At 70.6% G+C, this 25,929-nt stretch carries 26 protein-coding genes; 14 read left to right on the top strand and 12 right to left on the bottom strand.

Features of this window, described 5'->3' with window-relative positions:
• Positions 1-176: 176 nt before the first annotated feature.
• Complete coding sequence (locus FB471_RS02970) at positions 177-476, bottom strand: ArsR/SmtB family transcription factor (protein ID WP_141995815.1); 300 nt, start codon at positions 474-476, stop codon at positions 177-179.
• 122 nt (positions 477-598) lie between these two features.
• Between FB471_RS02970 and FB471_RS34425 the strand changes: the two genes are divergently transcribed.
• The 3 genes from FB471_RS34425 to FB471_RS02985 all read left to right on the top strand — a co-directional run bounded on the left by FB471_RS34425 (position 599) and on the right by FB471_RS02985 (position 3,377).
• Positions 599-2,032 (top strand): RNA polymerase sigma factor, encoded by a 1,434-nt coding sequence (locus tag FB471_RS34425; RefSeq protein WP_211357935.1) that lies wholly within the window; start codon positions 599-601, stop codon positions 2,030-2,032.
• A gap of 92 nt (positions 2,033-2,124) precedes the next feature.
• Positions 2,125-2,628, top strand: coding sequence for a hypothetical protein (locus FB471_RS33945; protein WP_170220681.1), 504 nt, complete (start codon positions 2,125-2,127; stop codon positions 2,626-2,628).
• Positions 2,628-3,377 carry an AfsR/SARP family transcriptional regulator gene (locus tag FB471_RS02985; protein WP_141995816.1) on the top strand — a complete coding sequence of 250 codons (750 nt, stop codon included), beginning with the start codon at positions 2,628-2,630 and terminating at the stop codon, positions 3,375-3,377. The genes FB471_RS33945 and FB471_RS02985 overlap by 1 nt, the downstream gene beginning before the upstream one ends.
• Before the next feature lie 22 nt (positions 3,378-3,399).
• Here the strand turns inward: FB471_RS02985 and FB471_RS02990 are convergent, their stop codons facing one another.
• A complete protein-coding gene (locus tag FB471_RS02990) occupies positions 3,400-4,404 on the bottom strand; it encodes an o-succinylbenzoate synthase (protein ID WP_141995817.1) in 1,005 nt (334 codons plus the stop codon).
• 369 nt (positions 4,405-4,773) lie between these two features.
• On the opposite strand from FB471_RS02990, the gene FB471_RS02995 reads away from it, so the two are divergent.
• The 7 genes from FB471_RS02995 to sbnB all read left to right on the top strand — a co-directional run bounded on the left by FB471_RS02995 (position 4,774) and on the right by sbnB (position 11,331).
• Positions 4,774-5,034 carry a WhiB family transcriptional regulator gene (locus FB471_RS02995; RefSeq protein ID WP_141995818.1) on the top strand — a complete coding sequence of 87 codons (261 nt, stop codon included), beginning with the start codon at positions 4,774-4,776 and terminating at the stop codon, positions 5,032-5,034.
• A 220-nt stretch (positions 5,035-5,254) separates the two neighbouring features.
• Entirely contained in the window at positions 5,255-5,686 is a 432-nt protein-coding gene (locus FB471_RS03000) for an Hsp20/alpha crystallin family protein (protein ID WP_142001532.1), read from the top strand.
• A 69-nt stretch (positions 5,687-5,755) separates the two neighbouring features.
• Complete coding sequence (locus FB471_RS03005) at positions 5,756-6,922, top strand: CaiB/BaiF CoA transferase family protein (RefSeq protein WP_141995819.1); 1,167 nt, start codon at positions 5,756-5,758, stop codon at positions 6,920-6,922.
• 394 nt (positions 6,923-7,316) lie between these two features.
• Entirely contained in the window at positions 7,317-8,381 is a 1,065-nt protein-coding gene (locus FB471_RS03010; RefSeq protein WP_211357936.1) for a quaternary amine ABC transporter ATP-binding protein, read from the top strand.
• Complete coding sequence (locus tag FB471_RS03015; RefSeq protein ID WP_141995821.1) at positions 8,374-9,228, top strand: ABC transporter permease; 855 nt, start codon at positions 8,374-8,376, stop codon at positions 9,226-9,228. The genes FB471_RS03010 and FB471_RS03015 overlap by 8 nt, the downstream gene beginning before the upstream one ends.
• 73 nt (positions 9,229-9,301) lie before the next feature.
• On the top strand, positions 9,302-10,231 hold the full coding sequence (locus FB471_RS03020; protein WP_141995822.1) for a glycine betaine ABC transporter substrate-binding protein: 930 nt from the start codon (positions 9,302-9,304) through the stop codon (positions 10,229-10,231).
• 83 nt (positions 10,232-10,314) lie between these two features.
• Positions 10,315-11,331 carry a 2,3-diaminopropionate biosynthesis protein SbnB gene (gene sbnB / locus FB471_RS03025; protein WP_141995823.1) on the top strand — a complete coding sequence of 339 codons (1,017 nt, stop codon included), beginning with the start codon at positions 10,315-10,317 and terminating at the stop codon, positions 11,329-11,331.
• A 2-nt stretch (positions 11,332-11,333) separates the two neighbouring features.
• On the opposite strand, the gene FB471_RS03030 is transcribed toward sbnB, so the two are convergent.
• The 3 genes from FB471_RS03030 to FB471_RS03040 all read right to left on the bottom strand — a co-directional run bounded on the left by FB471_RS03030 (position 11,334) and on the right by FB471_RS03040 (position 14,782).
• Positions 11,334-13,163: a choline/carnitine O-acyltransferase gene (locus FB471_RS03030; protein ID WP_141995824.1), complete on the bottom strand. Its 1,830-nt coding sequence runs from the start codon at positions 13,161-13,163 to the stop codon at positions 11,334-11,336.
• A 37-nt stretch (positions 13,164-13,200) separates the two neighbouring features.
• Positions 13,201-14,037 carry a HalD/BesD family halogenase gene (locus tag FB471_RS03035; protein WP_211358187.1) on the bottom strand — a complete coding sequence of 279 codons (837 nt, stop codon included), beginning with the start codon at positions 14,035-14,037 and terminating at the stop codon, positions 13,201-13,203.
• Positions 14,038-14,284: 247 nt separating this feature from the next.
• A complete protein-coding gene (locus FB471_RS03040) occupies positions 14,285-14,782 on the bottom strand; it encodes a MarR family winged helix-turn-helix transcriptional regulator (RefSeq protein WP_141995825.1) in 498 nt (165 codons plus the stop codon).
• A 93-nt stretch (positions 14,783-14,875) separates the two neighbouring features.
• Here FB471_RS03040 and FB471_RS03045 point away from each other — a divergent pair, with 93 nt between their 5' ends.
• Positions 14,876-16,648, top strand: a complete 1,773-nt coding sequence (locus FB471_RS03045) for a chloride channel protein (protein WP_425457024.1) — start codon at positions 14,876-14,878, stop codon at positions 16,646-16,648.
• Positions 16,648-17,229: a DUF5134 domain-containing protein gene (locus FB471_RS03050; protein ID WP_141995827.1), complete on the top strand. Its 582-nt coding sequence runs from the start codon at positions 16,648-16,650 to the stop codon at positions 17,227-17,229. The genes FB471_RS03045 and FB471_RS03050 overlap by 1 nt, the downstream gene beginning before the upstream one ends.
• 31 nt (positions 17,230-17,260) lie before the next feature.
• On the opposite strand, the gene FB471_RS03055 is transcribed toward FB471_RS03050, so the two are convergent.
• Positions 17,261-18,454 (bottom strand): trans-sulfuration enzyme family protein, encoded by a 1,194-nt coding sequence (locus tag FB471_RS03055; protein WP_141995828.1) that lies wholly within the window; start codon positions 18,452-18,454, stop codon positions 17,261-17,263.
• A gap of 62 nt (positions 18,455-18,516) precedes the next feature.
• Between FB471_RS03055 and FB471_RS03060 the strand changes: the two genes are divergently transcribed.
• Both FB471_RS03060 and FB471_RS03065 read left to right on the top strand, forming a co-directional pair.
• The gene (locus FB471_RS03060) at positions 18,517-19,989 is read left to right on the top strand and encodes an aminotransferase-like domain-containing protein (protein ID WP_141995829.1); all 1,473 of its coding nucleotides are present in this window, start codon (positions 18,517-18,519) and stop codon (positions 19,987-19,989) included.
• A 352-nt stretch (positions 19,990-20,341) separates the two neighbouring features.
• Entirely contained in the window at positions 20,342-20,563 is a 222-nt protein-coding gene (locus tag FB471_RS03065; RefSeq protein WP_141995830.1) for a hypothetical protein, read from the top strand.
• Between the two features lie 3 nt (positions 20,564-20,566).
• On the opposite strand, the gene FB471_RS03070 is transcribed toward FB471_RS03065, so the two are convergent.
• The 6 genes from FB471_RS03070 to FB471_RS03090 form a co-directional block, all read right to left on the bottom strand.
• Positions 20,567-21,523 (bottom strand): AfsR/SARP family transcriptional regulator, encoded by a 957-nt coding sequence (locus tag FB471_RS03070; RefSeq protein ID WP_246076217.1) that lies wholly within the window; start codon positions 21,521-21,523, stop codon positions 20,567-20,569.
• Between the two features lie 415 nt (positions 21,524-21,938).
• A complete protein-coding gene (locus tag FB471_RS03075; protein WP_141995832.1) occupies positions 21,939-22,631 on the bottom strand; it encodes a chymotrypsin family serine protease in 693 nt (230 codons plus the stop codon).
• Positions 22,632-22,881: 250 nt separating this feature from the next.
• Entirely contained in the window at positions 22,882-23,310 is a 429-nt protein-coding gene (locus FB471_RS03080) for a DUF1801 domain-containing protein (protein WP_141995833.1), read from the bottom strand.
• Between the two features lie 241 nt (positions 23,311-23,551).
• Positions 23,552-24,214 (bottom strand): S1 family peptidase, encoded by a 663-nt coding sequence (locus tag FB471_RS34815; RefSeq protein WP_246076218.1) that lies wholly within the window; start codon positions 24,212-24,214, stop codon positions 23,552-23,554.
• Complete coding sequence (locus FB471_RS34820; RefSeq protein ID WP_246076219.1) at positions 24,192-24,776, bottom strand: S1 family peptidase; 585 nt, start codon at positions 24,774-24,776, stop codon at positions 24,192-24,194. The genes FB471_RS34815 and FB471_RS34820 overlap by 23 nt, the downstream gene beginning before the upstream one ends.
• A gap of 173 nt (positions 24,777-24,949) precedes the next feature.
• Complete coding sequence (locus FB471_RS03090; protein ID WP_141995834.1) at positions 24,950-25,909, bottom strand: oxygenase MpaB family protein; 960 nt, start codon at positions 25,907-25,909, stop codon at positions 24,950-24,952.
• Between the last annotated feature and the right edge of the window lie 20 nt (positions 25,910-25,929).

A 25,929-nucleotide genomic window follows, 5' to 3' on the forward strand; every position in this document is an offset into this window, starting at 1 on the left:
TGATCTTTACCCAATCCGACCGCCGCCGCAGTAGGCGGGGTGCCCTCGACGAGTGAGGCGAACGGCCAACTCGCCCACGCGAACGGCCAACTCGGGCGCGCGAACGGCCAACTCGGGCGCGTGGGGAGCAAACACGCGGACGTGAGCGGCAAACACACCGGCGTCGCAGACGCGGCTCACGGTGATGAGGCGGGGTCCCGATGCGGGGTCCAGCAGCGCCGAAAGCGGTCGAGCCACACGTCCACATCCCGCAGCGGCTCGGCGTCCACCGCGTACAACCGGCGGGCACCATCCGGCCGCACTGTCGCGAAACCGTTGTCACGCAACACCTTCAGATGTTGCGACACGGCGGGCTGGGTGATCCCGAACTCCTCGACGATCACCGCACACATCGCGCCGGATGTCATCTCCCCCTCGACCAGCAGCTCGAGGATCCTGCGGCGGACCGGATCACCGAGTACGTCGAACGCATGCACCCGGCCAACATACCACCTTCTACTTATATAAGTGCAGAATGTATTTAAGAGCGGTCACAGACCCGCCCCCGCTCGGGTCCTGCCCGGGTATAGTTCCTCGCGCCGCACCTCGGGAGCCGAGCATGACCTCACCTGCCGAGCCAACCGATGCCCACCTTGTGGAGCTCGTCCTCGGCGGCGACCACGCCGCCTTCGCCGCGATCTACGACCGGTACGCCGACCGGCTGCACGACTTCTGCGTCTCGATCCTGCGCAATCGGGAGGACGCCGCCGACGCGGTGCAGGACACCTTCCTGCTGGCCGCGGAACGGCTTTCCCAGCTCGGTGACGCGCGGCGACTCCGGCCCTGGCTGTACGCCGTGGCGCGCAACGCGGCCCTGCGCAGGGCGCGGGACCGAAGCCGGTACGCCCCGGAGGCGGACATGGCGGACAACCCCGACACCGGACCGGTACCGCAGCAGGCCGCCGAGCAGGCCGCGGTGCGTGATCTGGTGTGGAGCGCGGCCGCCGGACTGTCCGATCGCGACCGCACTCTGCTGGACCTGCACCTGCGGCACGGGTTGGACGGTGCCGAGCTCGCCGAGGCGGTCGGTGTGGGCGCGGGGCACGCCTACGTGCTGCTGAACCGGCTGCGCGGTCAGCTCGAACGCTCGCTCGGCGCACTGCTCATCGCCCGGCTGGGCAGGCGGGACTGCACCGGGCTGGCCGCGTTGCTGCGGGACTGGGACGGCCGGTTCTCCCCGCTGGTACGCAAACGGGTCGCCCGGCATGTGGACGGCTGCGAGACCTGCGGGGAGCGCAAGCGGCGCACGCTCAGCCCGGTGGCCCTGCTGGCCGCGGTGCCGCTGGTGCCGGCGCCCACCCTGCTCCGCGACCGGGTGCTGGGCCAGGTGGAGCCGGTGGCCCAGGTACGGGATCCCCGATCCGACGAGCCGCCGCCACCGCGTTCCGGCCGCCGCCGGGTGCTGGCGGCCGGGGCCGCGCTGGTCGTGCTCACCGGCACGGGAGTGTGGCTGGGCACCAGGGATGCGACGACTCCGGAGCTGGCCGGAGAGGCGACCCCGGGTGCGGCAGGTACCTCGGGACCGGCGTCCCCGGCCGCCGCGCCGCCTCCCACGCCGTCCGACTCGGTCGCCCCGGCCGGGCCCTCCGGCACGACCACCCTCACCCGGAGCGCGACGGCCCCGACCTCGGATGCCGGGCGGCCGGACACCACCGGCCCGGCCTTCCTGCACCAGTCCGTCCACCCGCCGCGGGTCGGCGTCCGGGGCTGCCCGAACGACCGGGCCGACGTACGCGCCGAGGTCGACGACGACTCCGGCGTCGAGAAGGTGCGCCTGGACTGGACCGACCCGGACGGCCGGAGCGGAGGCGCCGAACTGCTCGCGACGGAGGGGTCGTGGCGAGGAACGCTGGGGCCGTTCCCGCGGCGCGGGCGGGTGCGCTGGCAGCTGACCGCCACCGACCAGGCCGGGAACACCGGCACCGGCACCCCCGGGTCACTGACCGTGTTCGCGTGTGCCCCCGGCACGTCGACCCCGAACCGGGTCAACTGAGAACTCGGCGAAAAGGACGGGAAAAGTTGTAAGGTCATGCCGCGCTACCGGCTCCTACCTGGCGAAGGATCCCAACGACCCAGGAGGACATCATGGTCGGCGTCCCTCGCCCGATCCGGCACGGTCTGCCGGTGGCCCTGTTCCTGCTCGGCACCGTGCTGCCGCCGGCTGAGCCGACACCCGCCGCCGAACCCCCTTCCGACGACCTCGGCATCGAGCGGCCGTGCTGGAAGTACGCCACCTGCCCGGCACCGACCGGGGAACCCGGCACCACCTCCGAGCCCACACCGACGATCGAACCACCGCCGTCCACCACCCCGCCGCCGGCGACCACGACCACCGCGCCGCGGCCCACCGGCTCGACCGGACAGCAGGGTGGGGCCGCCGGGCCCCGACGCCCAGCCGGCACCCCGCCGACGGGCCGGGCCGCCCACCCCGATCCGGCGGCGGTCGAGCGGGCCACGGCCACGCGAGACGGCGGCCTGCCCGGCTGGGTGGGACCGGCCGCGTTCGGCATCGGTGCGTTGCTGCTCCTGCTCGGCCTGGCGGCCAGCCGCTGGCTCACCTGGTCCGAGCGTCGCGGTGGGTGGTCCTGATGAGCACGACTGCCGAGCGGGAGTACCCCCGCCTGCGGACCCTCGGCGGGTTCACCCTGTACCGCACGGGCAGGCCGGTCCGGGCCGGGGAATGGCGGTCACGGAAGGCCCGCGAGCTGCTGATCCTGTTGGTGGCGCGCCGCCACGAGTCGATCCGCCGGGAGCGGGTGTCCGAACTGCTCTGGCCGGGAACAGACCCGGCCTCCTGCCGCAACCGGCTCTCCGTCGCGCTGTGCACGGTCCGTGGCATGCTCGATCCGCGGCGGCAGTGGGCGCCGGACATCTTCGTCACCACCTACGCCGACGCGGTTCGGCTGACGAACCTGCCGGTGGACGCCTACGAGTTCCTGGCAGGGGCCCGGCGCGCGCTGCGCGCCCATCAGGCGGGAGCCGAGCTGGCCTATTGCCTGCTGCTCGCCGCGGACGCGGCGTACACAGGGGACTTCTGTACCGGCGACCCCTGCCTGGAGTACGCCGTCCCGCTGCGCGAGGAGGTGCGGGCCACACACGTGGCCGTGCTCCGCGCGCTGGCGAGCGCCGCGGCGGACATCGACGACACCGAGCGGCAGCACCGGTGCTTCCTCCGGTTGCTGGAACACGATCCGTTCGACGAGTTCGCCCAGGTAGGCCTGGTGCGGTTGCTGCGAGCGCAGCGGCGGCTCGGCGAGGCGAGCAGGCGTTACGCGCACTACGCCCGCCGGATGGCCGAGCTGGGTTGCCGACCCCGCCCACTGGCCGAGCTGGCCTGACGCGGCGTGCCCGGCATCGGGGTCAACGGGTGGGCGGCTCGCCGAGGTCGCCCAGTTCGGCACGCACCCGGTCGAGTCTGCGTCGCCACCAGGCCGCCCGGTCGGGGTCGCTGAGCTCATGCCGGTCCAGCAGGCCGGGGTCCGGTGCCGGCGGCGTCCCCGGCACCGTGAGGTAGCCGTCCACCGGCCGCAGCGCCGCGGTGCCCGGGACCAGGTCACCGTCCAACAAGGACAGTGTGCCGAGCCCGCAGGCGAAGTCCAGCTCAGGCAGGGCCCCGGCGAGGGCGAGTTGGGCCGCGAGACCGATGCTGGTCTCCAGCGCGGAGGAGACCACGCACGGCAGCCCCGCGGCCTCGGCGATCCGCAGCGCGCGTCGCACCCCGCCCAGCGGGGCGCACTTGAGCACCGCCACATCGGCGGCGCCCGCGAGTGCGACCCGCATCGGGTCCTCCGCGCGGCGGATGGACTCGTCGGCGGCGATCCGCACATCCACCCGGCGGCGCACGGAGGCGAGCTCGTCGACGGACCGGCAGGGCTGCTCGACGTACTCCAGGCCGCCCGCCGCCTTGTCGAGCAGCCGGATGCGGTGCACCGCGGTATCCACGTCCCAGGCACCGTTGGCATCCACCCGAAGCGCGCCGCCGGGGCCCAGCGCTGCCCGGACGGCTTCCACCCTGGCGAGATCCTCGGCAAGGGACCCGGGATGGTCGGCCACCTTCACCTTGGCGGTGCGGCAGCGTGCGGCCTGGACGATCCGCAGGGCGCGTTCGGGCCCGACCGCGGGAACCGTGCAGTTGACCGGAACCCGATCCCGTACCGGCTCGGGCCACCCCACGGTGCACTGCTCGACGGCGGCGGCCAGCCACGGCGCCGACTCACGATCGTCGTACTCGGCGAACGGGCAGAACTCCGCCCAGCCCACCGGCCCGGAGAGCACCATGCCCTCGCGCACGGTGATCCCGCGGAACCGGCTGCGCATCCCGATCGCGTAACAGCGGGCGGAACCGGGGTCGATCTCGATGGTCATCCGGTGCACACCCTCATCCGCATTCCGTTCCGCCGAATCAATTGTGGCCCGGGGCATAGCTAAATCCCCGGCGACATCCGGCCGCCTCGGGTACGCTGGATCAAGTGCGTCTCGGCGCACACGGGATCCGACCCACGGCCGGAGCGTACGAGAGCTTGTCGCCGGGAACCCTGCGGGGGTCCGAAGCGTTACACCTCGTACCGGCTGAGCACGATCTCAGTCGAGGGAACCTGGCTCGATTGGCCCGCGGGCGAATCGCGGCCGCTACCGCACCTGTCCTCGTTCTCTGTGTGCCCGCTCGTCACCCGCGGGCCGCTCTGGCGAGCACGAAGAACGACGTCGAAACGCCGTGAAAGGAGGCGGCACCTGATGGACACCACGATAACCGATTGGCGGCATCGTGCCGCCTGCCGGGATGAGGATCCCGAGTTGTTCTTTCCGGTTTCCGATGTGGGGCCCGCCGCCGCGCAGGCCGCGCAGGCGAAGGCCGTATGCGCCCGGTGCCCGGTACGGGCCCTGTGCCTGCGGTACGCATTGGACAACGGTCTGGACTACGGGATCTACGGCGGCACCACCGAGCGCGAGCGGCGAGATCTCGTCCGCCGGGCGCGCCGCGCACACGCCGCCTGAGCAACCACCCCGGCGGGTGGTCTACCCCTTGGCACCTACCGCCGCCCCGGACCGGACCACTCGTCCGGCCCGGGGCGCCTCCATGCCACCACTAACCTGATCGAGTGAAGAGCAACTAGACTTCCAGGTTCGGGAACAATAAAGTTGAGCCTGTCGTTGGCAAGGTTGAGATCGTCGATGCCGCGCCGGATGAGGCGTGGCCGGAAGGAGGCTGTGCATGATGTTGATGCGGACGGACCCGTTCCGGGAGCTGGACCGGTTGACCCAGCAGTTCTTCGGAGCCAACGGCACCGCGACGCGCCCCGCGGTGATGCCGATGGACGCGTACCGCTCAGGTGAGCACTACGTCGTCCAGTTCGACCTGCCGGGCGTGCGCCCGGACTCGATCGACCTCGATGTCGAGCGCAACGTGCTGACCGTCAAGGCGGAGCGGCAGCCCAACTACGAGGACACCAGCGAGGTCCAGGTGGCCGAGCGGCCCCGCGGCGTGTTCTCCCGGCAGCTGTTCCTCGGCGAGACGCTGGACACCGACAGGATCGAGGCCAACTACGAGGCAGGCGTGCTGACCCTGCGCATTCCGGTACTGGAGCGCGCGAAGCCGCGCAAGATCGCCGTCAGCGGCACGGACCAGGCCAGGCAGCTCGACGCCTGATCCGCATGCGGCGCCGGCCCCGCGACCCGGGGCCGGTTTTCCGTATCCGGAACCGCCTAGAGTGGCCGGGTGACCGAACGGGCCCGGCCGACCGGCGCACTCTCCGGCATTCTCGTCGCGGACTTCTCCCGCGTGCTGGCCGCGCCCTACGCCACCATGTTGATGGCCGACCTCGGCGCGGACGTGATCAAGGTCGAGCGGCAGGGCGACGGGGACGACACCCGCGCCTGGGGGCCGCCGTTCGCCGGCGATCAGGCCACCTACTTCCTCTCGGTGAACCGCAACAAGCGGTCGATCGCCCTGGACCTACGGGCCGAGCAGGACCTGCACCGCGCCCGCGAACTGGCCCGCAGGGCCGATGTGGTGATCGAGAACTTCCGTCCGGGCACGATGGCCAAGTACGGCCTGGACTATGCCCGGGTGCGGGAGGCCAACCCGGGCGTCGTCTACTGCTCGGTAACCGGCTTCGGCGCTGACGCAGGGGCCGACCTGCCGGGGTACGACCTGCTGGCACAGGCGGTCGGCGGGCTGATGAGTGTCACCGGCCCGGCGCCGGGCGAGCCGGTGAAGGTCGGCGTGGCCCTGGTCGATGTGCTCACCGGGCTGCACGCCACCGTCGGCGTGCTCGCCGCGTTACGGCACCGGGAGCGCACCGGCGAGGGCCAGCTCGTCGAGCTGAACCTCCTCGGCACGCTGCTGTCCAGCATGGTCAACCAGAGCGCGGCCTACACGCACACCGGCGTCGCGCCCGGCATCATGGGCAACCGGCACCCTTCGATCGCCCCCTACGCGGTGTTCCCCGCCGCGGACCGCCCCCTCGTCGTCGCGGTGGGCAACGACCGGCAGTTCGCCGCATTGTGCAAGGGAATCGGCAGGCCGGAGCTGGCCGAGGACCCACGCTTCGGCACGAACAGCTCGCGGGTGGCACACGTCGAGGAGCTCACCACGCTCCTCGAGGAGGACCTGGCGCGGCGTACGGCGACCGAATGGTTCGACAGCCTCAGCCCGCTCGGCGTGCCCTGCGGCCCGGTGAACGACCTGGCCGGCGCGGTCGAGCTGGCGCAACGACTCGGCCTCGACCCGCTCGTGCCGAACGGCACGGGCGACACCGGCGACACGGTGGCCAACCCGATCAACCTGTCCCTGACCCCGCCCGACTACGCCGTTCGCCCGCCGCGGCTCGGCGAACACACCGCGGACATCGCCGCCTGGCTGGACGACCCACGGGCGGGCTAGGGACGCGATGTCGCGGGCATTGAATGCGTTGCCCGCAATTTTGCCGACAACGCCGGGCGGGAAATCACCGCAGGTAGCCATAATAGACCACATCGTCACGAATGCGGTACGTCACCGTGTGGTTGTCACCAGCTCGCAACGCTCCAGGAAAACGAATTCCCAACCGTCGCTGTAGGTTGCTCTCTGTTACGACCAGGTCTCGATTGATCCATTTGTATGCCCGGATTGTTTACTTTCTGTCGAAATTCCGGCCGAGGAGCGGGTAGGTTCCAGACAAACGACGACACGGGCGGGCGCGGCCGTTATCCGTTCCACGGCCGCACCATCCGGCACGCACGGCGTGCGCGGTCCATCCGGCGCCGGTAATGGCGCTGTGCCGCCCCTCGAACGGAAGGTGATCGTGACTGCCATACGAACGGAAGGGCTCTACAAGATCTTCGGCCGTCGTGCCGATGAGGCGCTGCGCAAGCTGTCCGATGGCGCCAGCCGCGAGGACGCCGTCGCTCTCGGCACCACTCCGGCCGTCATCGACGTGACGTTCGAGGTCAAGCCCGGCGAGATCTTCGTCGTCATGGGCCTGTCCGGATCGGGTAAGTCCACCCTCATCCGGATGCTCAACGGCCTGCTGACCCCCACCGCGGGGCACGTCTACGTCGGCGGCGAGGACGTCGCCGCCCTGGAGGCCGGCGCGTTGCGCGCCCTGCGCAGGGACCAGATGAGCATGGTGTTCCAGCATTTCGCGCTGCTGCCACACCGGACGGTGCTGGAGAACGCCGCCTACCCACTGAAAGTGCGCGGGGTGCCGACCACCGAGCGCGCGGAGAAGGCGAAGGCCGCGCTGGAGATGGTCGGCCTCGCCGGGTGGGACGACCGGCTGCCGCAACAGCTCTCCGGCGGGATGAAACAGCGTGTCGGGCTGGCAAGGGCGTTGGCGGCGGAGACCGACATCATGCTGATGGACGAGGCGTTCTCCGCGCTGGACCCGCTGATTCGCCGCGAGATGCAGGATCAGCTGCTCGAACTCCAGCACCGGCTGAACAAGACGATCGTGTTCATCACCCACGACCTCAACGAGGCGATGCGTCTCGGCGACCGGATCGCGATGATGCGCGCCGGCAGGGTGGTGCAGGTCGGCACGGCGGAGACGATCCTGCGGGAGCCCGCCAACGACTACGTCGCCCAGTTCGTGCAGGACGTCGACCGCGCCCGGGTACTGACCGCGTCCGCGGTGATGGAGCCCGCCGAGGCCGCCTCCCCCGGCAACGGTCAGCCGACCGTGCCGGCCGACGCACTGCTCATCGACGTGTTGCCGCTGTCGGGGCAGAGCACGTTGCCGGTCTCCGTCCTCGGCGACGGTGGGCGCCAACTCGGTGTCATTCACCGCGAGACGCTGCTGCGCGCCATGTCCGCGCCGGCCGAGATCCGGCAGGGCGAGGGAGGGGAGGTCAGCCATGGATGAATGGCGTATACCGGTCGGTGAATGGACCGAGGAGGCCATCGACTGGCTGCAATCGGTGTTGGGTCCGGTCTTCGAGTTCGTGCGCGAGGTGCTCCTCGGCGCCTACGAGAACCTCGCCGACCTGCTGCAGTTCCCCGCGGCGTGGGTGATGATCCTGATCCTCGGCGGGCTCGGCGTGCTCGCCAGGGGGCTGGTGTTCGGCATCGGCAGCATCGTCGCGCTCCTGCTGATCCAGCTGATGGAGCAGTGGCCGAACGCCATGCAGACCCTCGCGCTGGTGATCGTGTCGGTGGCGGTCGCCGGAGTGCTCACGGTGCCGATCGGCATCCTCGCCGCCAAGTCCCGGATGGTCAGCAGCATCGTGCGGCCGGTGCTGGACTTCATGCAGACGATGCCGCCACTGGTCTACCTCATCCCCGCCGTCGTGATCTTCCAGGTCGGCGTGGTTCCCGGCATCATCGCGACGATCATCTTCGCGATGCCGCCCGGCATCCGGCTCACCGAGCTGGGAATCCGGCAGGTCGACCCGGAGGTGGTGGAGGCGGGACACGCCTTCGGCAGCTCCCCCGGCAAGATCCTGCGGCACATCCAACTTCCGCTCGCCCTCCCGACGATCATGGCCGGCATCAACCAGGTGATCATGCTGGCGCTGTCCATGGTGGTGCTGGCCGGCTTCGTCGGCGGCCCCGGGCTGGGCCAGGAAGTGCTCTCGGCCATTTCCCGAGTGGACGTCGGCCTCGGCATGGAGGCCGGCCTGTCCGTGGTGATCCTCGCGATCTACCTGGACAGGGTGACCGCGGCCCTCGGGGCCCGGTCCGCTGTCGCGCGCCAGGAACAGGTGGCGTGACGTGTCATTACCGAAGTCACAACGCGGGTATCGCGCAGACATTGAGTCAGATGCCCAAGGAGGGACGAGTTACATGAGCAACGTCAGTAAGGCGGCGCGGCTGACCGCCGTCGCCGCCACGGCCTTACTGGTCCTTGCGGCCTGCGGTGGGGACGACGGGGGTGACGCAGGCGGTCAGACCGACGGCGGCGGTGACGGCGCGTTGGCGGGCAAGGACATCACGATCGGCGTGTTCAGCGGTTGGGAGGAGGGCCTCGCCGCCTCCTACCTGTGGGGGCACATCCTCGAGGAGGAGGGTGCCACGGTCGAGTACCAGACCGCCGACCCCGGGCCGATCTACTCGGGCGTCGCGCAGGGGCAGTTCGACGTCGGGTTCGACGCCTGGCTGCCGGCCACGCACGAGGACTACTGGGCCGAGCACGGCGAGAAGCTCGAGGATCTCGGCACCTGGTTCACCGACGCGCCGCTGACCATCGCGGTGAACGAGGACGCACCGATCCAGTCGCTCGACGAGCTCGCGGGCGCGGCCGACCAGTTCGACAACCGCCTGGTGGGCATCGAGCCGGGCGCCGGCCTGACCCGGATCACCAAGGAGGAGGTGATCCCGACCTACGGTCTTGACGACATGCAGTTCATCGAGTCCTCGACGCCCGCCATGCTCGCCGAGTTGGAGGGCGCGATCGACAGCGGCAAGAACGTCGTCGTCACCCTCTGGCGCCCGCACTGGGCCTACGACGCGTTCCCGATCCGGGATCTCGAGGACCCGCAGAACGCGCTCGGCGACCCGGAGGAGATCCACTCCTTCGGCCGCGAGGGTTTCGCGACCGACTTTCCCGAGGTCGCGAAGTGGATCGGCAACTTCACGATGACCGACGAGCAGCTGCACTCGCTGGAGAAGATCATGTTCTTCGAGAACGACGGCGAGGACAACGAGAAGTCGGTCGACACCTGGTTGCAGGACAACCCGGACTTCATCAGCAACCTGAAGGCGGGAAACCTGTAAGGTAGCGAGTCACGAGGATCGACGAAATCCGGCCCCGGTCGCCCGACCGGGGCCGGATTCCTGCCGCTGGGGAAGGGGACTCGATGTCCGGTATGGCGCCACCGCCGCTGCACGTCATGACGGCCGCCGAGGTGTCGAGGGTGGTGGAAGGCGATCGGCAGGGTGCGCTCGACGCGGTACGCGGCGCGTACCTGGCGCACCACCGCGGCGACACCGTGAATCCGCACTCCAGCTTCCTGCGCTTTCCGCGGCGGGAACGGGACCGGATCATCGCGCTGCCCGCGTACCTCGGTGACCAGCAGGAGGTCGCCGGAATCAAGTGGATCGCCAGCTGGCCGGGCAACACCGCGCAGGGTATACCGCGCGCCTCGGCCATGTTGATCCTCAACGATATGGCCACCGGCTACCCGTACGCGATGCTGGAGTCCTCGATCGTGTCCGCCACCCGCACCGCGGCCTCGGCCGTGCTGGCCGCCGAGGAGTTGCTCGGCGGGCGGGAGGCGAAGCGGGTGGGCTTCATCGGCACCGGCCTGATCGCCGAGCATGTGCGCCGGTTTCTCCGCGACCTGGACTGGAGGATCGGTAGCTACCGGCTTTTCGATCTCGACCCCGCGGCGGCCGCGCGATTCGGCGAGACCATCGGCACGGACGGGGGTGCCGAGGCACGGGTGTCGGAGGACGCCGCCGGGGCGTTCGCGGACGCCGATCTGGTGGTGATCGCGACGGTGGCGGGCGAGCCGCACCTGGTCGATCCGGACCTGCTGGCGCAGGCGCCGGTGGTGTTGCACCTCTCGCTGCGTGACCTCTCCCCCGAGCTGATCCTGGCGTCCACCAACGTCACCGACGACGCCGATCACGCGGTACGGGAACGGACCTCGCTGCACCTGGCCGAGCAGCGAACCGGAAACCGTACGTTCGTGCACGGCACCATCGGCGAGGTCCTGGACGGCACGCTGCGCCCGGTGCCCGGCCGGGCCACGGTGTTCACCCCGTTCGGGCTCGGCGTGCTGGACCTCGCCGTCGGCCGGTGGGTGCACGACCGGCTCACCGCGCAGGGCGGTGGCCTGCCGATTCCCGGATTCTTCGACGCCACGGAGTAGCCCTACGGCTGCGGCTCCCCCGTGGCCAGCAGCTCGCGGAGTTCCTCGACCGCGACCGTGAGCTGGCGGGCGAAGGCGAACATCTGCTCCGCGACCGGTCGCGGCGTGCTCAGGTACAGGTTCCACCGCTGCGGCAGCAGCACGTACGCGACCCCGATGCAGGTGCCGCTGGTGGACCCGAAGCCGAAGTACTGGATATGGGTCGACGGGGCCGAGCTGGTGCTCAGGTAGTCGTTGCGCATGATGGTCCAGCCGGGGCTGTCGTACAGCGCGAGCGGCTCGGTCGCGCCCAGCGGCTCGCCCTCCCGCTGCTGGATCAGTTGCAGCTCCCACAGGTGCTGCTCGGGCGCCTGCCCCTGCTGGCACTCCTTGGCGCGGGAGACGTGCTTGTCGGCGGCCGCGCGGAACGCGGCCCTGCGGGTGGCCGGATCGGTGCCGGGATCCTCCATCGCGGCCACGAATCGCAGTATCTCGGGGGTCACCACGCGCATGGCCTCGGTGCGCCCGTTCTGGTACTGCCGGGTGGCGATCGACTCGTAGGTGGCGCCGGTAACTCCCTTGGAACGCCGGTGCGCGAGCTGGTAGGCCAGCTGCGCGAAGGCGTCCGGCGAGCAGCGCAGCCCCTTGATCTGGTCCGCGCCGAAGTCGAACGACACCGTGGTGGTGGCCGTGTCGGCCGCGTAGGCGGCGAACGCGGCGCCGGCGGCCCGTACGTCCGCCCGCAGCTCGTCGTCCAGCACGAACTCCACCGGATCCACCGCGGGCATACCCTGCGTCCGGGCGCCGGACCGTGCCGAATGTTCCCGCGCGGGCGTGCTCAGCAGGGTGTCCACGAAGCTGAGGATCGTGGTGCCGTCCAGGCCACAGTGCTCCACGTTGATCCCCGCCGTGCCGTCCGCGAAGACGATCAGCGAGACCGCCTTGTCGAACCACCGGTTGCCGCTGTCCCCGTGCAGCAGCTGGTCGCAGGCCTGCTGGGTGCTCTCCGGGGCGAAATCCTCGAGGCACACGCAGAACAACGCGCCCTCCACGGCCTCGAGTGCGTCGGCGTTTCCCCGTTCCGCCGCCAGCAACGCCTGCCTGCTCGCCGCCCACTCGGCGCGGGCCTTGGTGGTCAGGTGCCCGACCGCGTCCTCGGTGTCCGCGCGCGCCGCGCCGGCCTTGAGCACCGAGCGGAGCCCCGCCGCGAGGTCGTCCAGGGTGTACGGGTGCCCGTCCGGACCCAGCACGTCCAGCCGGAAGATGTTGCCGCGGAAGAACACGGCGATATGGCGTGCCGAAGCCGGACCCGGCCGCTCCGCGCTGTACGGTGCACGCACGGTGTCCTGGACCGCTCCGGGGATCCGGGTGGTGGAGAACAGGAACTTGTGCTGCTCCATGGAATGCGCGGCACCACGCTGCACCACCGGGGGGATCGACTCCTGGTCGAGCAGCTTCTTGTAGCCCACCGCCGCGGCGACCAGCCCGGCCGCCCGCTCGACCTGCCCCTGATCCGACTCCTGGAACAGGAAGAAGAAGTTCGCGTTCAGCGCGATGCGGTCCCGCCTGCCGAGATACCGGGCGGGCCAGAACCGGTCCAGCCAGCTGCGCACACCCTCGGACGCGTCGTACCGCTCGAGCTCGGCATGCAGTGCGCGGGCCGCGCTGTCGGGCCGGAGGAACTCCGCCACCGCCGCCCCGGTTCGAGCCCGCTCGTCCTCGGTCAGCAGGGGTTCACACCATTCGAGGAACCTCGTGCAGCTGTCCTCGAGGGTGGGTAGCGGCACGCGCGGCAGGCGGTCCTCGTTGCCGAAGGTACGGGTGGACCATTCCGGGCTGCTGTTCACTGTCATCCTCTGCGATCGACGGGGTTTGTTTCCGAAACGATTTCTAGTCAAGCAGTTGGTCGCCGCGGACCGCGCGGCGTTCGGCGGCGAGATGTTCTGGCAGGACCCGGCCGAACAGCTGCCGGGTCCGTGCCACGCTGCCCACCACGCCCGGCCGCTCGCTGTAGGCGAGGATCGCCGAGTGCCGAGCCGTCTCGCCGCGCACCGGCGTGACGCGATGCAGCGAGTACCGCCCCTTGAACAGCTGGAGGTCGCCGGGGCGCAGGGTCAGCCGCCGGATGGCGCGCTCACCGCGGCCGTCCAGCACCGCACGGACGTCGGGAAAGTTCTCCGCCCGCGCGGACCGGATATTCGGGCAGTACTCGAACACTCCACCTTGCTCGGACTCTTGGGTCAGCAGGCTCACCGTGAACTCGTTGGTGTCGAAGTGCCAGGGATGGGACAGTCCCGGTGAGATCACGTTGAGGCACAGCTTCGACAGCGGGTCGGCGAGCTCGTGAATCTGCGGGAGCTCGAAGCAGGCGGCGATAAAGCATTGGAACTCCACGCTGCGGTACAGCTGGTGGATAATAGAATGTGACGGTATGTGGTCATGCGCGACGAACGCATTTCCACGTTCCATTGTGGTGCGACCGGGATGGTCCGCCGGCAACGGTGTGTCCGTCGCGATGTTGTAGGCGTTGACCACCTCCATGTCGTCGTGCGCGAGCGGCGCGATCTCGGCGCATTCCCGCCGGAGTTCGTCCTGCAACTCGGGACGGATGAAATCGGGGAGCACGCTGCATCCCACGTCCCGCAGCTCGCGATGGACCACGGAGACGATTTCCGCCAACGCCGTACCCGCCGGTTCCGCGAGCGGGTAGCGATCCGTGTCCACCACCCCGCCGACCCGCCCACTCTCGGCGATGTCCGACGGGAACGACGATCCGTGCGTTGTCAAGCCCTTCACCTCCGCTGGCCGAACTACCCGTGCACCATCCCGCACTCCTCGTGATTCCAGAGCGGTTTAGCACAGCCGGCGGAGGGGTTTCACGCCTTGAACTCGTTTGTGAGGTGTGACACCGGCGCGGCACCGACGTTCGTGAGCGTCGCCATATTGTGCCGCTCACCGCGCATCAGGTATTCGCCTAGAACAACGGACCGCCCGCGGATCCGGGAACCGGCGGCTCGTCACCGGCTTCCGCGAACACGGTCAGCACTCTGACCAAATCCTGCCGGGTACCCGGGGGCATCCGGCCGACAATACGGGTGATCTCGGCCCGCCTGCGCGCGGTCACGTCCGCCACCACATCGGCACCGGCCCCCGTCAGCGTCACCATCAGCTCGCGCCGGGAGGCCGGGTTGGTCTCCCGGCTGACGAAGCCGGCCGACACCAGTCGATCGACCATGCGCGTGGCGGTGGAGGGATTCACCGCGAGCCGGTCGGCGAGCGCGGTCAGCTTGAGCGGCCCGCGGCTCTCCAGCACTACCAGCAGCCGAAACTGCGGAAGGGTGATCACCTCGGCCACCGCGGCAATCGAGCGCGCGGACACGGCCACCAGCAAGCGGGAAGCCGTCAACACGGCGTCGGCCATCGCGTCGACGTCATCGGGCGCCACCGCCCCGGCGCGCTCGCTCTCTGGCATAGCTCCGTTGTACCTTACGTCACCTCGCCTATCTGTGCACTACGCAAGTATTGCATACTGCAAGAGATGGCTGTCGCAGGAAGAGGTGTCCCGGTGCCGGCGCGTCAGCCGCTCGGTCGCTGGCTGCGGGAGAGCTCGGCGGGCCTGGTCACCCTCGCGCTGGTGATCGGCGCGGGCGCGGGACTCGGCGCGATCGCCTTCCGCTGGCTGATCGACAGCGGTACCCGGTTGTTCTCCGGGCACGCCGACTACTCGATCGCCGGTGGCGAGGCGCATCCATGGCTGCCCGCGCTCGGGCCCTGGTTCCTGCTGCTGGCGCCGGTGGTGGCCGGCCTGATCTACGGCCCACTGGTATACCGGTTCGCGCCCGAGGCACGCGGCCACGGGGTGCCGGAGGTCATGTACGCGGTCGCCGAGCGCGGTGGCCGAATCCCGCTGCAGGTCAGCGGCGTGAAGGCGCTCGCATCGGCCTTGTGCATCGGATCGGGCGGCTCGGTCGGCCGCGAGGGCCCGATCGTGCAGATCGGCTCGGCGCTGGGCTCCAGCCTCGGCGGGCTCGCCAGGCTGCCGGAGTCCCGCCTGCGGGTGCTGGTCGCCTGCGGCGCCGCGGGCGGGATCGCCGCCACCTTCAACGCACCGCTTGCCGGCCCGTTCTTCGCGATGGAGCTGCTGTTGCGGGACTTCGCGATGGAGTCCTTCGGCGCGGTCGTGCTGGCCAGCGTGACGGCCAGTGTCGTGGGGCGGGCCGCGTTCGGGGACGTCGCGTTCCTCGACCTGCCCGCGTTCAGCCTGCGCAGCCCGGTCGAGTACCTGCTGTTCATCGGGCTCGGCATCGTCATCGGCGCCTGCGGGACGCTGTTCACCCGGGTGCTGTACTGGATCGAGGACGCCTGCGACTGGGCCTGGCGCGGCCCGGAGTGGCTACGGCCCGCGGTGGGCGGGCTGCTGCTCGGCGGGCTGCTGCTCCTGCTGCCGGAGATGTACGGGGTCGGCTACCCGGTGCTGCAACACGCCGTGACCGGCGACTACCTGTTCGGCTTCCTGCTTCTGCTGCTGTTCGGCAAGATCCTGGCGACCGCGCTGACGATCGGCATCGGCGGTTCCGGCGGGGTGTTCGCGCCCTCGTTGTTCGTCGGCGCGATGGGCGGAACGGCCTTCGGGATCGCGGTGAACGCCTTCCTGCCGGGCATGACCGCGGGACCGGGCGTCTACGGGCTGATCGGCATGGGCGCGGCCTTCGCCGGCGCGGCCGGTGCACCGATCACCGCGGTGATCGTGCTGTTCGAGCTCACCGGCGAGTACTCGATCATCCTGCCGCTGATGACCGCCATCGTGATCGCCACGCTCACCGGGCGGGCGCTGTCCAGGGACACCATCTACACGCTCAAGCTGCGCCGCCGCGGGATCGACCTCGACCGGCGTCCGGAGTCGCGCGGGCTCGCGGGCACCACGGTCGCCGCCGCGATGGAGGCGCTGCCCGAACCGCTGCCGGGTCGCACCCACCTTGCCGAGGCAGCGCATGCGCTCGCCGTCTCCCAGCGGGGTATCCTCCCGGTGGTCGGCGATGATGGCGACTACCACGGCTGCGTGACGGCACGAGCGGTCACCGAGGCGCTGGCGGACGACTCCGCCGCGAAGGGCACGGTGGACGGCCTCGCCGAGCTACCGCCGCTGCTCACCCGCGAGTCCGGCATCCCGGAGGCACTGGCCGCGCTCTCCGACGCGCCGGGCACCGGCCTGCCCGTCCTTTCCGCGGAGCGCAGGCTGGTCGGCTGGGTCACGCACCAGTCGATCCTGGACGCGCTGCACCCGCCCGCGGCGCGCACGCACCCGACACGGGAGCAGAAAGGAACCACCGAACCGTGATGACCTCACCACTGCTGCCGGAATGGCTGCGGATCGTGCTCGCCGCCGTCCTGTGCGGGGTGGCCGTGCTGCACGTCGGACACGTGCTGGCCATGCGCGGGCAGCGCCGGTGGTGGCACGCGGGTCACACCGTGATGGCGCTCGGGATGGCGGCGATGTACCTGCTGCCCAGGATGAGGAACGAGGGGCTGTACGAAGCGGGGCTCGTGCTGTTCGCGCTGTTCACCGTGGCAGTGGTGATCGGCGCCCTGCTCATCCGGCGCAACGAGGGCGTGTTGAACCCGCTGTGGATCGCCGCGGGCGTGGACATGGTCGCGATGACCTACATGCTGCTGCCGATGAGCGGCAGGTTCGCGCCGGTGACCTACCTCTTCGTCGGCTACCTCGGCTGCCAGGCTGTGGCCTGGGTGACCGGCCTGTGGGGCCGGGTTCCGGTACTGCGCCCCGTGCTCGCGGGTGCCCCGGACGCACCGGAGGCCGCGGCACCGGCCGTGGCGCTGACCGCGCACTCCGCACCGACCGTGCCACCCAGCCTCGCCGTGATGGCGGCCACCATGGCCTACATGCTGGCCGCCATGTGATCCGGCTCTGGAGACCCTGCCGCGGTGCTGCTCAACGCGGCAGCGCCCGCGCCAGGTCGGCCCACAGGTCCTCGACGTGCTCGACGCCCACCGAGAGGCGCACCGTGCCCTCGCCGATGCCGGCCGCCCGCAACGCCTCCGGATCCAGCTGGCGGTGTGAGGTGCTCGCCGGGTGCAGCAACGTGGTCTCCACCCCGCCCAGTGAACCGGCCAGCTTCGCCAGCCGCACCCGCTTGCCCAGCGCGTGCCCGGCTTCCCGTCCACCGGCCAGCTCGAAGGCCACGATCGCGCCGTAGTCCGCGAGATGCCGGGCGGCGACCTGGTGGTCGGGGTGGTCGATCCGGCCCGGCCAGCGAACCGACTCCACCGCGGGATGCCCGGCCAGCCGGTCGGCCAGCACGCGGGCGTTCGCGCACTGCTCCCGGATTCGCAGTGGCAGGGTGTGCAGCCCGCGGATGGTCAGCCAGGCCGCGAACGGGTCGGCGCAGGCACCGAGCTCCATGGCGTGGTGCCAGGTGTGCCGGTACCGCTGCTCCTCGGCGAGGACGACAATCCCGCCGATCACGTCGGAGTGCCCACCGAGGTACTTCGTGGCCGAGTGCACGACGGCGTCGGCGCCGAGCCGGATGGGTTGGCACAGCAGCGGTGTGGCGAAGGTGTTGTCCACAATCGTCATCAGGCCGGCCCGCTCGCCTGCGGCGAGGAACGCCGGCAGGTCGACCACCTTCGTCACCGGGTTCGCGATGGTCTCCAGGTAGAGCATGCGCGAGTTCGGGCGCACCGCCGCGGCCACCTCGGCGGGGTCGTCACCGGGCACGAAGGTCACCTCTACCCCGAAGCGGGCGGCGAGGTCGCGCAGGCTGGCGTAGGTGCCGCCGTAGAGGCAGTCCTGGGCGATCACGTGATCACCCGCGTTGAGCGTGGCCAGCAGCACCGAGTTGATCGCGCCCATACCGGAGGCCGTGGCGATGGCGGCCACCCCGCCCTCGAGATCGGCCACCGCTCGCTCCAGGGCCCGGATGGTCGGGTTGCCGTAGCGGCTGTAGACGAACGGGCCGTCCGGCCGCTCCATCGAATCGGCGAGGGCGTCCGGGTCCTCGAAGGCGAAGTTGGCGGCCTGGTAGATCGGCACGCTGAGGGGCTGGGAGTGCTCCGGTCGGGGTGCGGATACGTGTACGGCCCTGGTGGCCGGGTGCTGCTCGACAGTGGTTTCGGTAGCGGTCATGCAGGCCAGCCTGCGCCGGGCAGACCTTCCCGACCAGCACCAATTCCGGCTAGATTGGTTTGATGACCAAGCCAATACCCTGGCCGGTGGAGCGACTCGTCGCGCAGCTCGGCCGCTGGTCCACCAGCCGCGGGCCGCTGTACCTGCTGCTGGCCGAGCGGCTGCGCGAGCTGATCGACTCCGGGCAGCTGCCGCCGCGCGCCGCGCTGCCACCCGACCGGGTACTGGCCGAGCAGCTCGCTGTCGGGCGGAGCACCGTGGTCGCCGCGTACGACCATCTCCGGGCCGAGCGCAAGCTGGAACGGCAGCAGGGCCGGGGCACCTGGGTGGCGTCCGCCGTGCTGTCCGGGGTGCAGCCCAGCGCGGTGGGCACGGCGAACCCGTTGTTCCTCAACTACCTCGAGCCCGCGGACACGGCGACGCCGCTGGCCTGTGCCGCACCCTCCGGCCCGCCGCCGGAGCTGATCGATGCCTACCGGCGCGCGCTGGCGACGCTGCCCGGGCCGGACGGCGGCGACATCGGGTACCACCCGCTCGGGCATCCGGCGCTGCGCATGGGGTTGGCCAGGCGCTACACCGAGCACGGCCTGCCGACCGGACCGGAACAGATCCTGGTCACCACCGGCGGGCAGCAGGCGCTCGCGCTGATCGCCCGGTTGTTCCTCGGTCCGGGTGACCCGGTGCTGGTGCAGGGCCCGACCTATCCCGGGGCACTGGAGGTGTTCCGGGATGCCGCGGCGGTGATCAGATCTGTTACAACCACTGTGGACGGTGTCGATCCAACACAGTGGACAGCCACACTGGACTCGACGAGGCCCCGGCTGGCCTACCTGAACCCGACCAACCACAACCCCACCGGCGGCACGCTGCCCGTGCTGGCGCGGCGCAGGCTGGTGGAGGTGACCGTGGCCCGCGGAATCCCGCTGATCGCGGACACCGTGCTGGACGGGCTGTCCTTCAGGGACACCGAGCCGCCGGGGCTCGCCGAGCTGGTCGACACCGGTACGGTGCTCACGGTCGGTTCGTTCAGCAAGACCGTATGGGGCGGGGTGCGGACCGGTTGGATCCGGGGGGCGACCGAGGACATCGCGCGGCTGTCCCGGATCAAGACGGTCCACGACCTCGGCAGCGCCGTGCTCGAGCAACTCGCGCTGGCCGAGCTGCTCCCCCGGCTCGACGCCGTCGCCGCGGCCAGGGTGACGCGGCTGCGGCAGCGGCACGACCAGCTGTGCGCCCGGCTGCGCGACGCGCTGCCGGACTGGCGGTTCGAGCCTGCCGGCGGCGGTCAGTGCCTGTGGGTGCGGCTGCCCTGCGGCGACGCCTCCGCGTTCGCCCAGGTGGCGCTGCGGCACGGGGTCACCGTGCTACCCGGTACCGCGCTGGATGCCACCGGCGGCAGCACCGAGTACCTGCGCATCCCGTTCACCGCACCGGTCGCGGAACTCACCGAGAGCGTACGCAGGCTCGCGCTGGCCTGGCCCGCCTACCAGCGGACCGGACAGGCACCCGCCGCGGTGCACGCACTGGTGGTCTGACCACGAACCCGGCACGGGCCGGTCACGTTCGCGTGCTGCCGGTCCCACCCACCACGACCGGGTAGGTGCCCCCGCACGGGGCAGCGTCGTTCGCATTGCCCTTCCCATCCTCATGCAACCTCTCATCCGGTTTTCCGCACTCGGTCGGCGAGCCGCCCGGGCCGCCACTGTTCGCCGGAACCGGTGTGTTTGCTGCCCACGCGCGTGCGTTGGCCGTCCGCAACCGCGCGTTTGCCGTTCGCGCGGGGCTCGTCCTGGGAGGTGCCCGTCCACCGGCCACGAATGGCAGGTGGACGACCTGGCTGACGAGCCGCGAAACCGACAAGACTTCGCTGGCAACGGGAGGACCACGATGTCAGCGACGTTCCGGTACTGGTGTGGCGAGTGCGGCTACAAGACGCCGTGGCTCGACGAATGGGCGGGCGCCGAAGAACTCGAGCGCCACTATCTACGGCGGCACCCCGGCATCGAGCCGGGCGGCGACTTCGAGATCCGGCGCGGCGACGGGCAGGGCTGCCTCGGCACCGTGGCCGTCCCGTTCCTTCTCCTGCGCAGGCCGGACCGACGGCGTTAAGGCTCATACGTCCCCGCGTAACACCGCCTGGTGCGCGCGGTGCGCCACGTCGCTCGGCTCCACCCCGAGGTCGTCCGCCAACCGGTGGCGCAACCGAGCGAACGCGCCGAGGGCGTCGGCCCGCCTTCCGCTGCTGTGCAGGGCGCGCATCAGCAGCGCGGCCAGCGGCTCGCTGTACGGGTGCGCCGAGGTCAACGCGGACAGCTCGCCGATCACCTCGGGGTGCCTGCCCAGCCGCAGTTGCCCGTCCAGCTTCTCCTGCAGTAATGCCGTCCTGCGTTCGGTCAGCCGTCGCCGTTCCCCTTCCGCGAACGGCCCTGGCAGGCCGGCCAGCGGCTCGCCCCGGAACAACTCCAGTGCGCCGGCGTACCCGCCGACCGCGGCGGCCAGGTCGCCAGCGCGCTTGGCCGCGCCCGCCTCGGCGGCGATCTCCTCCACCCGAGTCGAGTCCAACCACACCCCACCACCGGCGAACCGGTAGCCGCCGCGGTCACTGCCGATCACCGAATCGCGCCGTCCGTCGCCGGCCCCCAGGCACGTGCGAAGCCGGTACACGTACACCGGCACCACGTTCGCGACCGGAGGCTCCATCCCCCACACGCCATCGAGCAGCTCCCGCCTGCTGACCGTCACGTCACGGCGCAGTACCAACGCTGCCAGCAACGCCTGCTGCCGCACCGGCCCGAGGTTCAGCGGCACCTCGCCACGCCACGCCCGCAGCGGACCGAGCACTCTCAGCCGAAGTGGCGGGCCGGGTGCCGGAGGCGCACTCGGCGTGACCGCCAGCCCGAGCCTGAGGAGGATCCCCCTGAGGTGGCCTTCCACCGAGACCTCGGACATGGCCAGCTCGGTGGCGGCCTCGGCGACGGTCAAGCCACGGCCGACGGCCTGCAGCACATCCCGCTCGCGAGCGGTGAGCGCCTCGGTGCGCGAGTCGTGGTCGAATGTGGTCAGCGCCACGGCGGACTCCCCCGTTCTCGACTGTCTGGCCGACGTGCGACAGATGGTGGCGTTCGGGCTGGTGGGAGGGCCAGGCCAGAGACCGGCCATATGTGACCGGTCCGCACGTCGACGTCCGATCTCGGGAATGGCACCGGCACGACCGACCGGTTCGGCGCGCGTCCGCGGGGCGCCGGTCCGTCCGGCTCGCGATTCCGGACGCGCCGAGCATCCGCTACACCGCGTGCGGCATCCCGCACGTCGTCGCGTCGAGCTGTTGTCGACCGGCCAGTGAGTGACGGCTCACCGAGGAGCGGATCGCCTCACCGGTGTAGGCGGGGCAAGGTGCCCGGCCGCTGCCGGTACGAGCCGGTCCCGGCACTTCGGACGTACCGGGACCGGTCGCGCCATCGGTCGCCGTCGCCCTGCCCGACACTCAGGTGTCGACCGGGGTGAACCCGGCGCCAGGGGCATCGGAGCCACGAGCGGCGACATCATCGAGGATGTTCCTGGCGCTGGTGTAGACGAACGGCGGGATGGTCAGCGAAACACGGGTCACGATGCCCGCCCACTCGGTCGCCGTGCCGCCGTTCCTGGCGAGGACGAGCGGGCCGCCGGAATCGCCGGGCATGTTCACCGCGAACGACGTGACCAGACCGCCTTCGTTCGCCCCTACCAGCCCGCAGGTCTTACCGGTGGTCCGCCCGTCCTTGCAGACGTTGGCCCCGACCGGTGGTAGCCCGCCGTCGAGGACACGATCGATCCGCAGCTCGGGGCCGTCGCTGCTCAGCGTCACCTTCCCCGGGTCGAACTCGATCACCGCGTAGTCGTGATAGGCCTGCTCCGGTGACACGTAGGCGTACCGACCGATCGGCCCGAGGTCGCGCTCTCCGGGGAAGTAGACGTCGTCGCCGCCATAGCAGTGCGCGGCCGTGATCCCGACCAACCTGCCCGCGTTGTCCGTCCCCACCGGGCCCAACGTACACAACGTCGCCCCCGCGCCGTGGTCCATCTGTATCCCGTTGGTCACCACGACCTTGCCTTCCGCGCCCGCACCGGGCGCGAACACCAATCCGAGCGACAACGCCACGGCGGCGACCAAGGTCCGGTGCGACACCCGCGAGAACACCACTGGATCATCTACCTCCCCGTCTCGTGCCCGGTGCGGTGACTCGTCCGAGCGAACACGGTTCTCGTCGCCGTCAAGCTAGCTGGGGACGATGAAATCGCGATGAAACCCAGCCCGGCGTGACCACCGTTTCATCGGAATTTCAACGGGGAATCAGCGAATGCGACCCGGGAGCACGTCGGCGCGGGCCGCGCCGGCAGTGGCTCGGCCAGCAGCCGGGAGGAGGGCCGGCGCCACCTCGCCGGCCGCGTCAGATCTTTTCGCCCGGAAGGTTGCTGGCCTGCTCGATCCAGGATCGGAGTCGGTCCCCGTCCGGTTCGTCGTCCTCATAGAGGTCGAGGTAGCGCACCTCGTCGTGCTTGGACGCCTTCGGCGGTATGGGATCGAGCGATGTTCCTCGGAAGAACTGCAGCTGCACGTAGTTCGTGTAACAACGGAAGGACAGGAACCAGCCCTCGCCCTTGAGGCCGTAGAACGGTTGGTTCCATTTCACGGCCTTGTGTACGTGGGGGACCGTGCGCACGATCAGCTTATCGAGGCGTTGCCCGACATCTCGTTTCCAGCCGGGCATGGCGGCGATGTAATCCTGCACCGGGCCGTTCCCCTCACCCTTCGGGACCTGCGGGTTGCCGCCCGAGAGCAGCTTCGGTCCCGTGTCGTCTTTCGTGCGATCGGTCATGGGATCACCTCCTGGACGCGGTCCGCGACAGCCGGCGACATGCTTCACGAGCACGCCGACGTGAGAATTGTAGTCCCACTTCCTGCCGAAGGCCCTTTGTCTCGAAGCCCGGTTTCGGTGATGACGACGTGGAGAGTCGCGACCGCCTTCTCTCGCCGTCGCCCGGCAGAGGGAAATGGCGAGCCGATCGGCCGGCCGGGAGCGCGGAACCGGTCACGTCCAGCGCGGGACCACCGGTTGCCTATCGTCCGTTTCGGACCACCCACTGGTCCGGCCGCACGCGGCCGAGCTGGTTCCGCGCGGAGCTTCCGGTGACCAGGGTCAGGTCCAACGCTCGCAACGCCTCGTTCACCGGTTGGAAGAAGGTCACCCCGCCTCGGGTGCAGTCGCCCGATCCACCGGACGTCATGCCCTGAGCCTGAGTACCGCTGACGAACGCACCGCCGGAGTCGCCCGGCTCGGCGCAGACGGTGGTCTGGGTCAGGCCACGCACGATGTCCCCGTTCCCGTAGTTCACCGTCTGGTCGAACGCGACCACCTCGCCACAGAAGAACCCCGTGGTGGAACCGGAACGGCAGATCGAGGCGCCGACCGGCGCCCTGGCCGAACCACTCACCTCGATCGCCGTCCCATCCTGCCGGTTGACCAGCGGGGTCAGCCGGGATCCGGGGTCGGTCACGTCCACCAGCCCGAAGTCGCCCGCCGTGTCGAACACGCTCGCGCCGACCGAGCCGATTCGCCGGCCGTCGATGTCCCGCGCGCTGCCACCGGAGGTGGTGCAGTGCCCCGCGGTCACGAAGTGCGCGCTGCCACCGGGGCGGGTCGCGGAGAAGCCGATCGAGCAACGGCCCTGGTCGCCCTGGGAGCCGAAGGTGAACGGGTCACCGCCGATGATGTCGGCCAATGGTCGCGGGGCGCGCGGCCTGCCGCACCCGCAGCGGCGTTCCGTCTTCCCGAAGTCCGCTGAGCAACCGCTCGGTCGCGGTGTCCCACTGCCGGGAGTCCACCTCGACCACCACGCTGTTGCCGCCGGGCCGCACGTACCAGCCGGTGACCGCGTCCGGCACCGCGCTGCCCATCCGGTCGATCCGTTGCTTGGCGCCGGTCAGCTCGGCCATGCTGTGCTCGACCACCCTGGCCCGCGCGCCGGCGGTCCGGATCTCCGGCGACCTCGCCGGGTCGGTGACGGCGACGACCAACCTCCCCGCCGAGGAGTCGAACCAGGCGCCGGCGTAGCTGTCGCCGAGCGTGCCCCGCAGGGACCGCATCGTCCGCGTGGCGGCCGACTCCGCGGTCAGTCGCTCCCGCATTCGTTCCGCGGTGAGGCCGAGGTCCTCGCGCATGGCCGAGGCGAGGTCGGGCGACCCCGCGGCCGCCGGGATGTCCGGCTGCCGTTCCGGCCCGGCGATGGCCGGGATGGCGATGGCCGCCGCGACACCGGTGATCAGCGCGACCGCGCTGATCACCGGGACCACTACCCTGGGTCGGTAACGTCGGTGTCGACTCACTTGGCTGTCTCCTCGGGCGTTGTGCGTCTCCTGCCTGAGACACGGGGCAGCCCACGAGTCGGTTCACCCCAAGATATTCAACTATCCGAACCGGACAGAGGAAGTCCGTGACCCGGTACGGGGCCACCTGCCTACCCGGAGGCCACGGCACCGGAGCCGCGGGGCGCCGGCTGCTGGTGGCGTTGCCTCGCCAGGGCCGGCGTGGTTGTCTCCTCCCGCTCCGGCGACCCGGCCAGCAGATGCTGCCGCAGCGCCCGATGTGTGGCCGGCAACGTGCCGGCCAGCACGGCGAGTTTCGCCCGCGGGGAGCGCGCGGCGCGCACCGCCGCGAGCGCGGCCGGTCGGATCGCCGCGTCCAGCACGACCGGCTGGTCGAAACCGCCGAGGCGGCGCATCCACTTCGGCAGGGTGGCGATGGTGGCCGGTGCCATCAGCCTGCTGACCGCCCACAACCTGGCCTTGCCCTGCGCGCGGGGCGTGCGCAGCAGGTAATGCATGGCCTCGTGCGCGCGTTCCGAACTGCACAGCCGGGGGCGCACGGCGGCGAAATACTCCCGCACCTGCTCCCTGGACCGTGGCACGTCGGCGGCCTTGCAGGTCTGCAGCTCGGCGGCGACGGCGGACTCCGCCCAGTACCGGGCTTCCTCCTCGGCGGGCAGTGGGCCCGGCCCGTATCGCTCGTAGCACTTGAGCACCGAATGCCATCCGGTGACGTGAATCCACAGCTGCGCAGCGGGATTGTTCGCGCTGTAGCGCCTGCCGCTGATCGGCTCGATGCCGGTGGCCTGCGCGTGCACCTTCATCAGGAACTCGGACGCCTCGATCGCGGTGCGCCCGTCGGCGACGGCGACGGCGAGGAAGTACGCCAGCGTGCGGTCGAGCCGCCCGGCCGGATCCCGGTAGATGCCGCGCATGTCGGCGACCGCGGCGGTCAGGAACGGGTCGAAGTGCTCGAGCACGACGGAACGTTGGAAGCCGATCAACGCCGTCGGGCTGGTCCAGACCTTCCAGGTCGGCGAGCCGGGCCCGAAGAATCCGTTGTCTTCCGGTCGCGGCAGCGCCGCCCGCACCGGGGCTGTCCGAGACGCCATCACCTGCTCCTTTGCTCGGG

It is taken from the genome of Amycolatopsis cihanbeyliensis, assembly GCF_006715045.1.
GTDB classification, from domain to species: Bacteria; Actinomycetota; Actinomycetes; order Mycobacteriales; family Pseudonocardiaceae; genus Amycolatopsis; species Amycolatopsis cihanbeyliensis.

Coding starts and splice junctions, on each gene's coding strand:
- FB471_RS03060 (WP_141995829.1), top strand. CDS start 18,517: ATGACCAAGCCAATACCCTGGCCGGTGGAGCGACTCGTCGCGCAGCTC.
- FB471_RS03020 (WP_141995822.1), top strand. CDS start 9,302: ATGAGCAACGTCAGTAAGGCGGCGCGGCTGACCGCCGTCGCCGCCACG.
- FB471_RS03040 (WP_141995825.1), bottom strand. CDS start 14,782: ATGCCAGAGAGCGAGCGCGCCGGGGCGGTGGCGCCCGATGACGTCGAC.
- FB471_RS03065 (WP_141995830.1), top strand. CDS start 20,342: ATGTCAGCGACGTTCCGGTACTGGTGTGGCGAGTGCGGCTACAAGACG.
- FB471_RS02995 (WP_141995818.1), top strand. CDS start 4,774: ATGGACACCACGATAACCGATTGGCGGCATCGTGCCGCCTGCCGGGAT.
- FB471_RS34425 (WP_211357935.1), top strand. CDS start 599: ATGACCTCACCTGCCGAGCCAACCGATGCCCACCTTGTGGAGCTCGTC.
- FB471_RS03080 (WP_141995833.1), bottom strand. CDS start 23,310: ATGACCGATCGCACGAAAGACGACACGGGACCGAAGCTGCTCTCGGGC.
- FB471_RS03015 (WP_141995821.1), top strand. CDS start 8,374: ATGGATGAATGGCGTATACCGGTCGGTGAATGGACCGAGGAGGCCATC.
- FB471_RS33945 (WP_170220681.1), top strand. CDS start 2,125: ATGGTCGGCGTCCCTCGCCCGATCCGGCACGGTCTGCCGGTGGCCCTG.
- FB471_RS03090 (WP_141995834.1), bottom strand. CDS start 25,909: ATGGCGTCTCGGACAGCCCCGGTGCGGGCGGCGCTGCCGCGACCGGAA.
- sbnB (WP_141995823.1), top strand. CDS start 10,315: ATGTCCGGTATGGCGCCACCGCCGCTGCACGTCATGACGGCCGCCGAG.
- FB471_RS03030 (WP_141995824.1), bottom strand. CDS start 13,163: ATGACAGTGAACAGCAGCCCGGAATGGTCCACCCGTACCTTCGGCAAC.
- FB471_RS03000 (WP_142001532.1), top strand. CDS start 5,255: ATGTTGATGCGGACGGACCCGTTCCGGGAGCTGGACCGGTTGACCCAG.
- FB471_RS02990 (WP_141995817.1), bottom strand. CDS start 4,404: ATGACCATCGAGATCGACCCCGGTTCCGCCCGCTGTTACGCGATCGGG.
- FB471_RS03055 (WP_141995828.1), bottom strand. CDS start 18,454: ATGACCGCTACCGAAACCACTGTCGAGCAGCACCCGGCCACCAGGGCC.
- FB471_RS03050 (WP_141995827.1), top strand. CDS start 16,648: ATGACCTCACCACTGCTGCCGGAATGGCTGCGGATCGTGCTCGCCGCC.
- FB471_RS02985 (WP_141995816.1), top strand. CDS start 2,628: ATGAGCACGACTGCCGAGCGGGAGTACCCCCGCCTGCGGACCCTCGGC.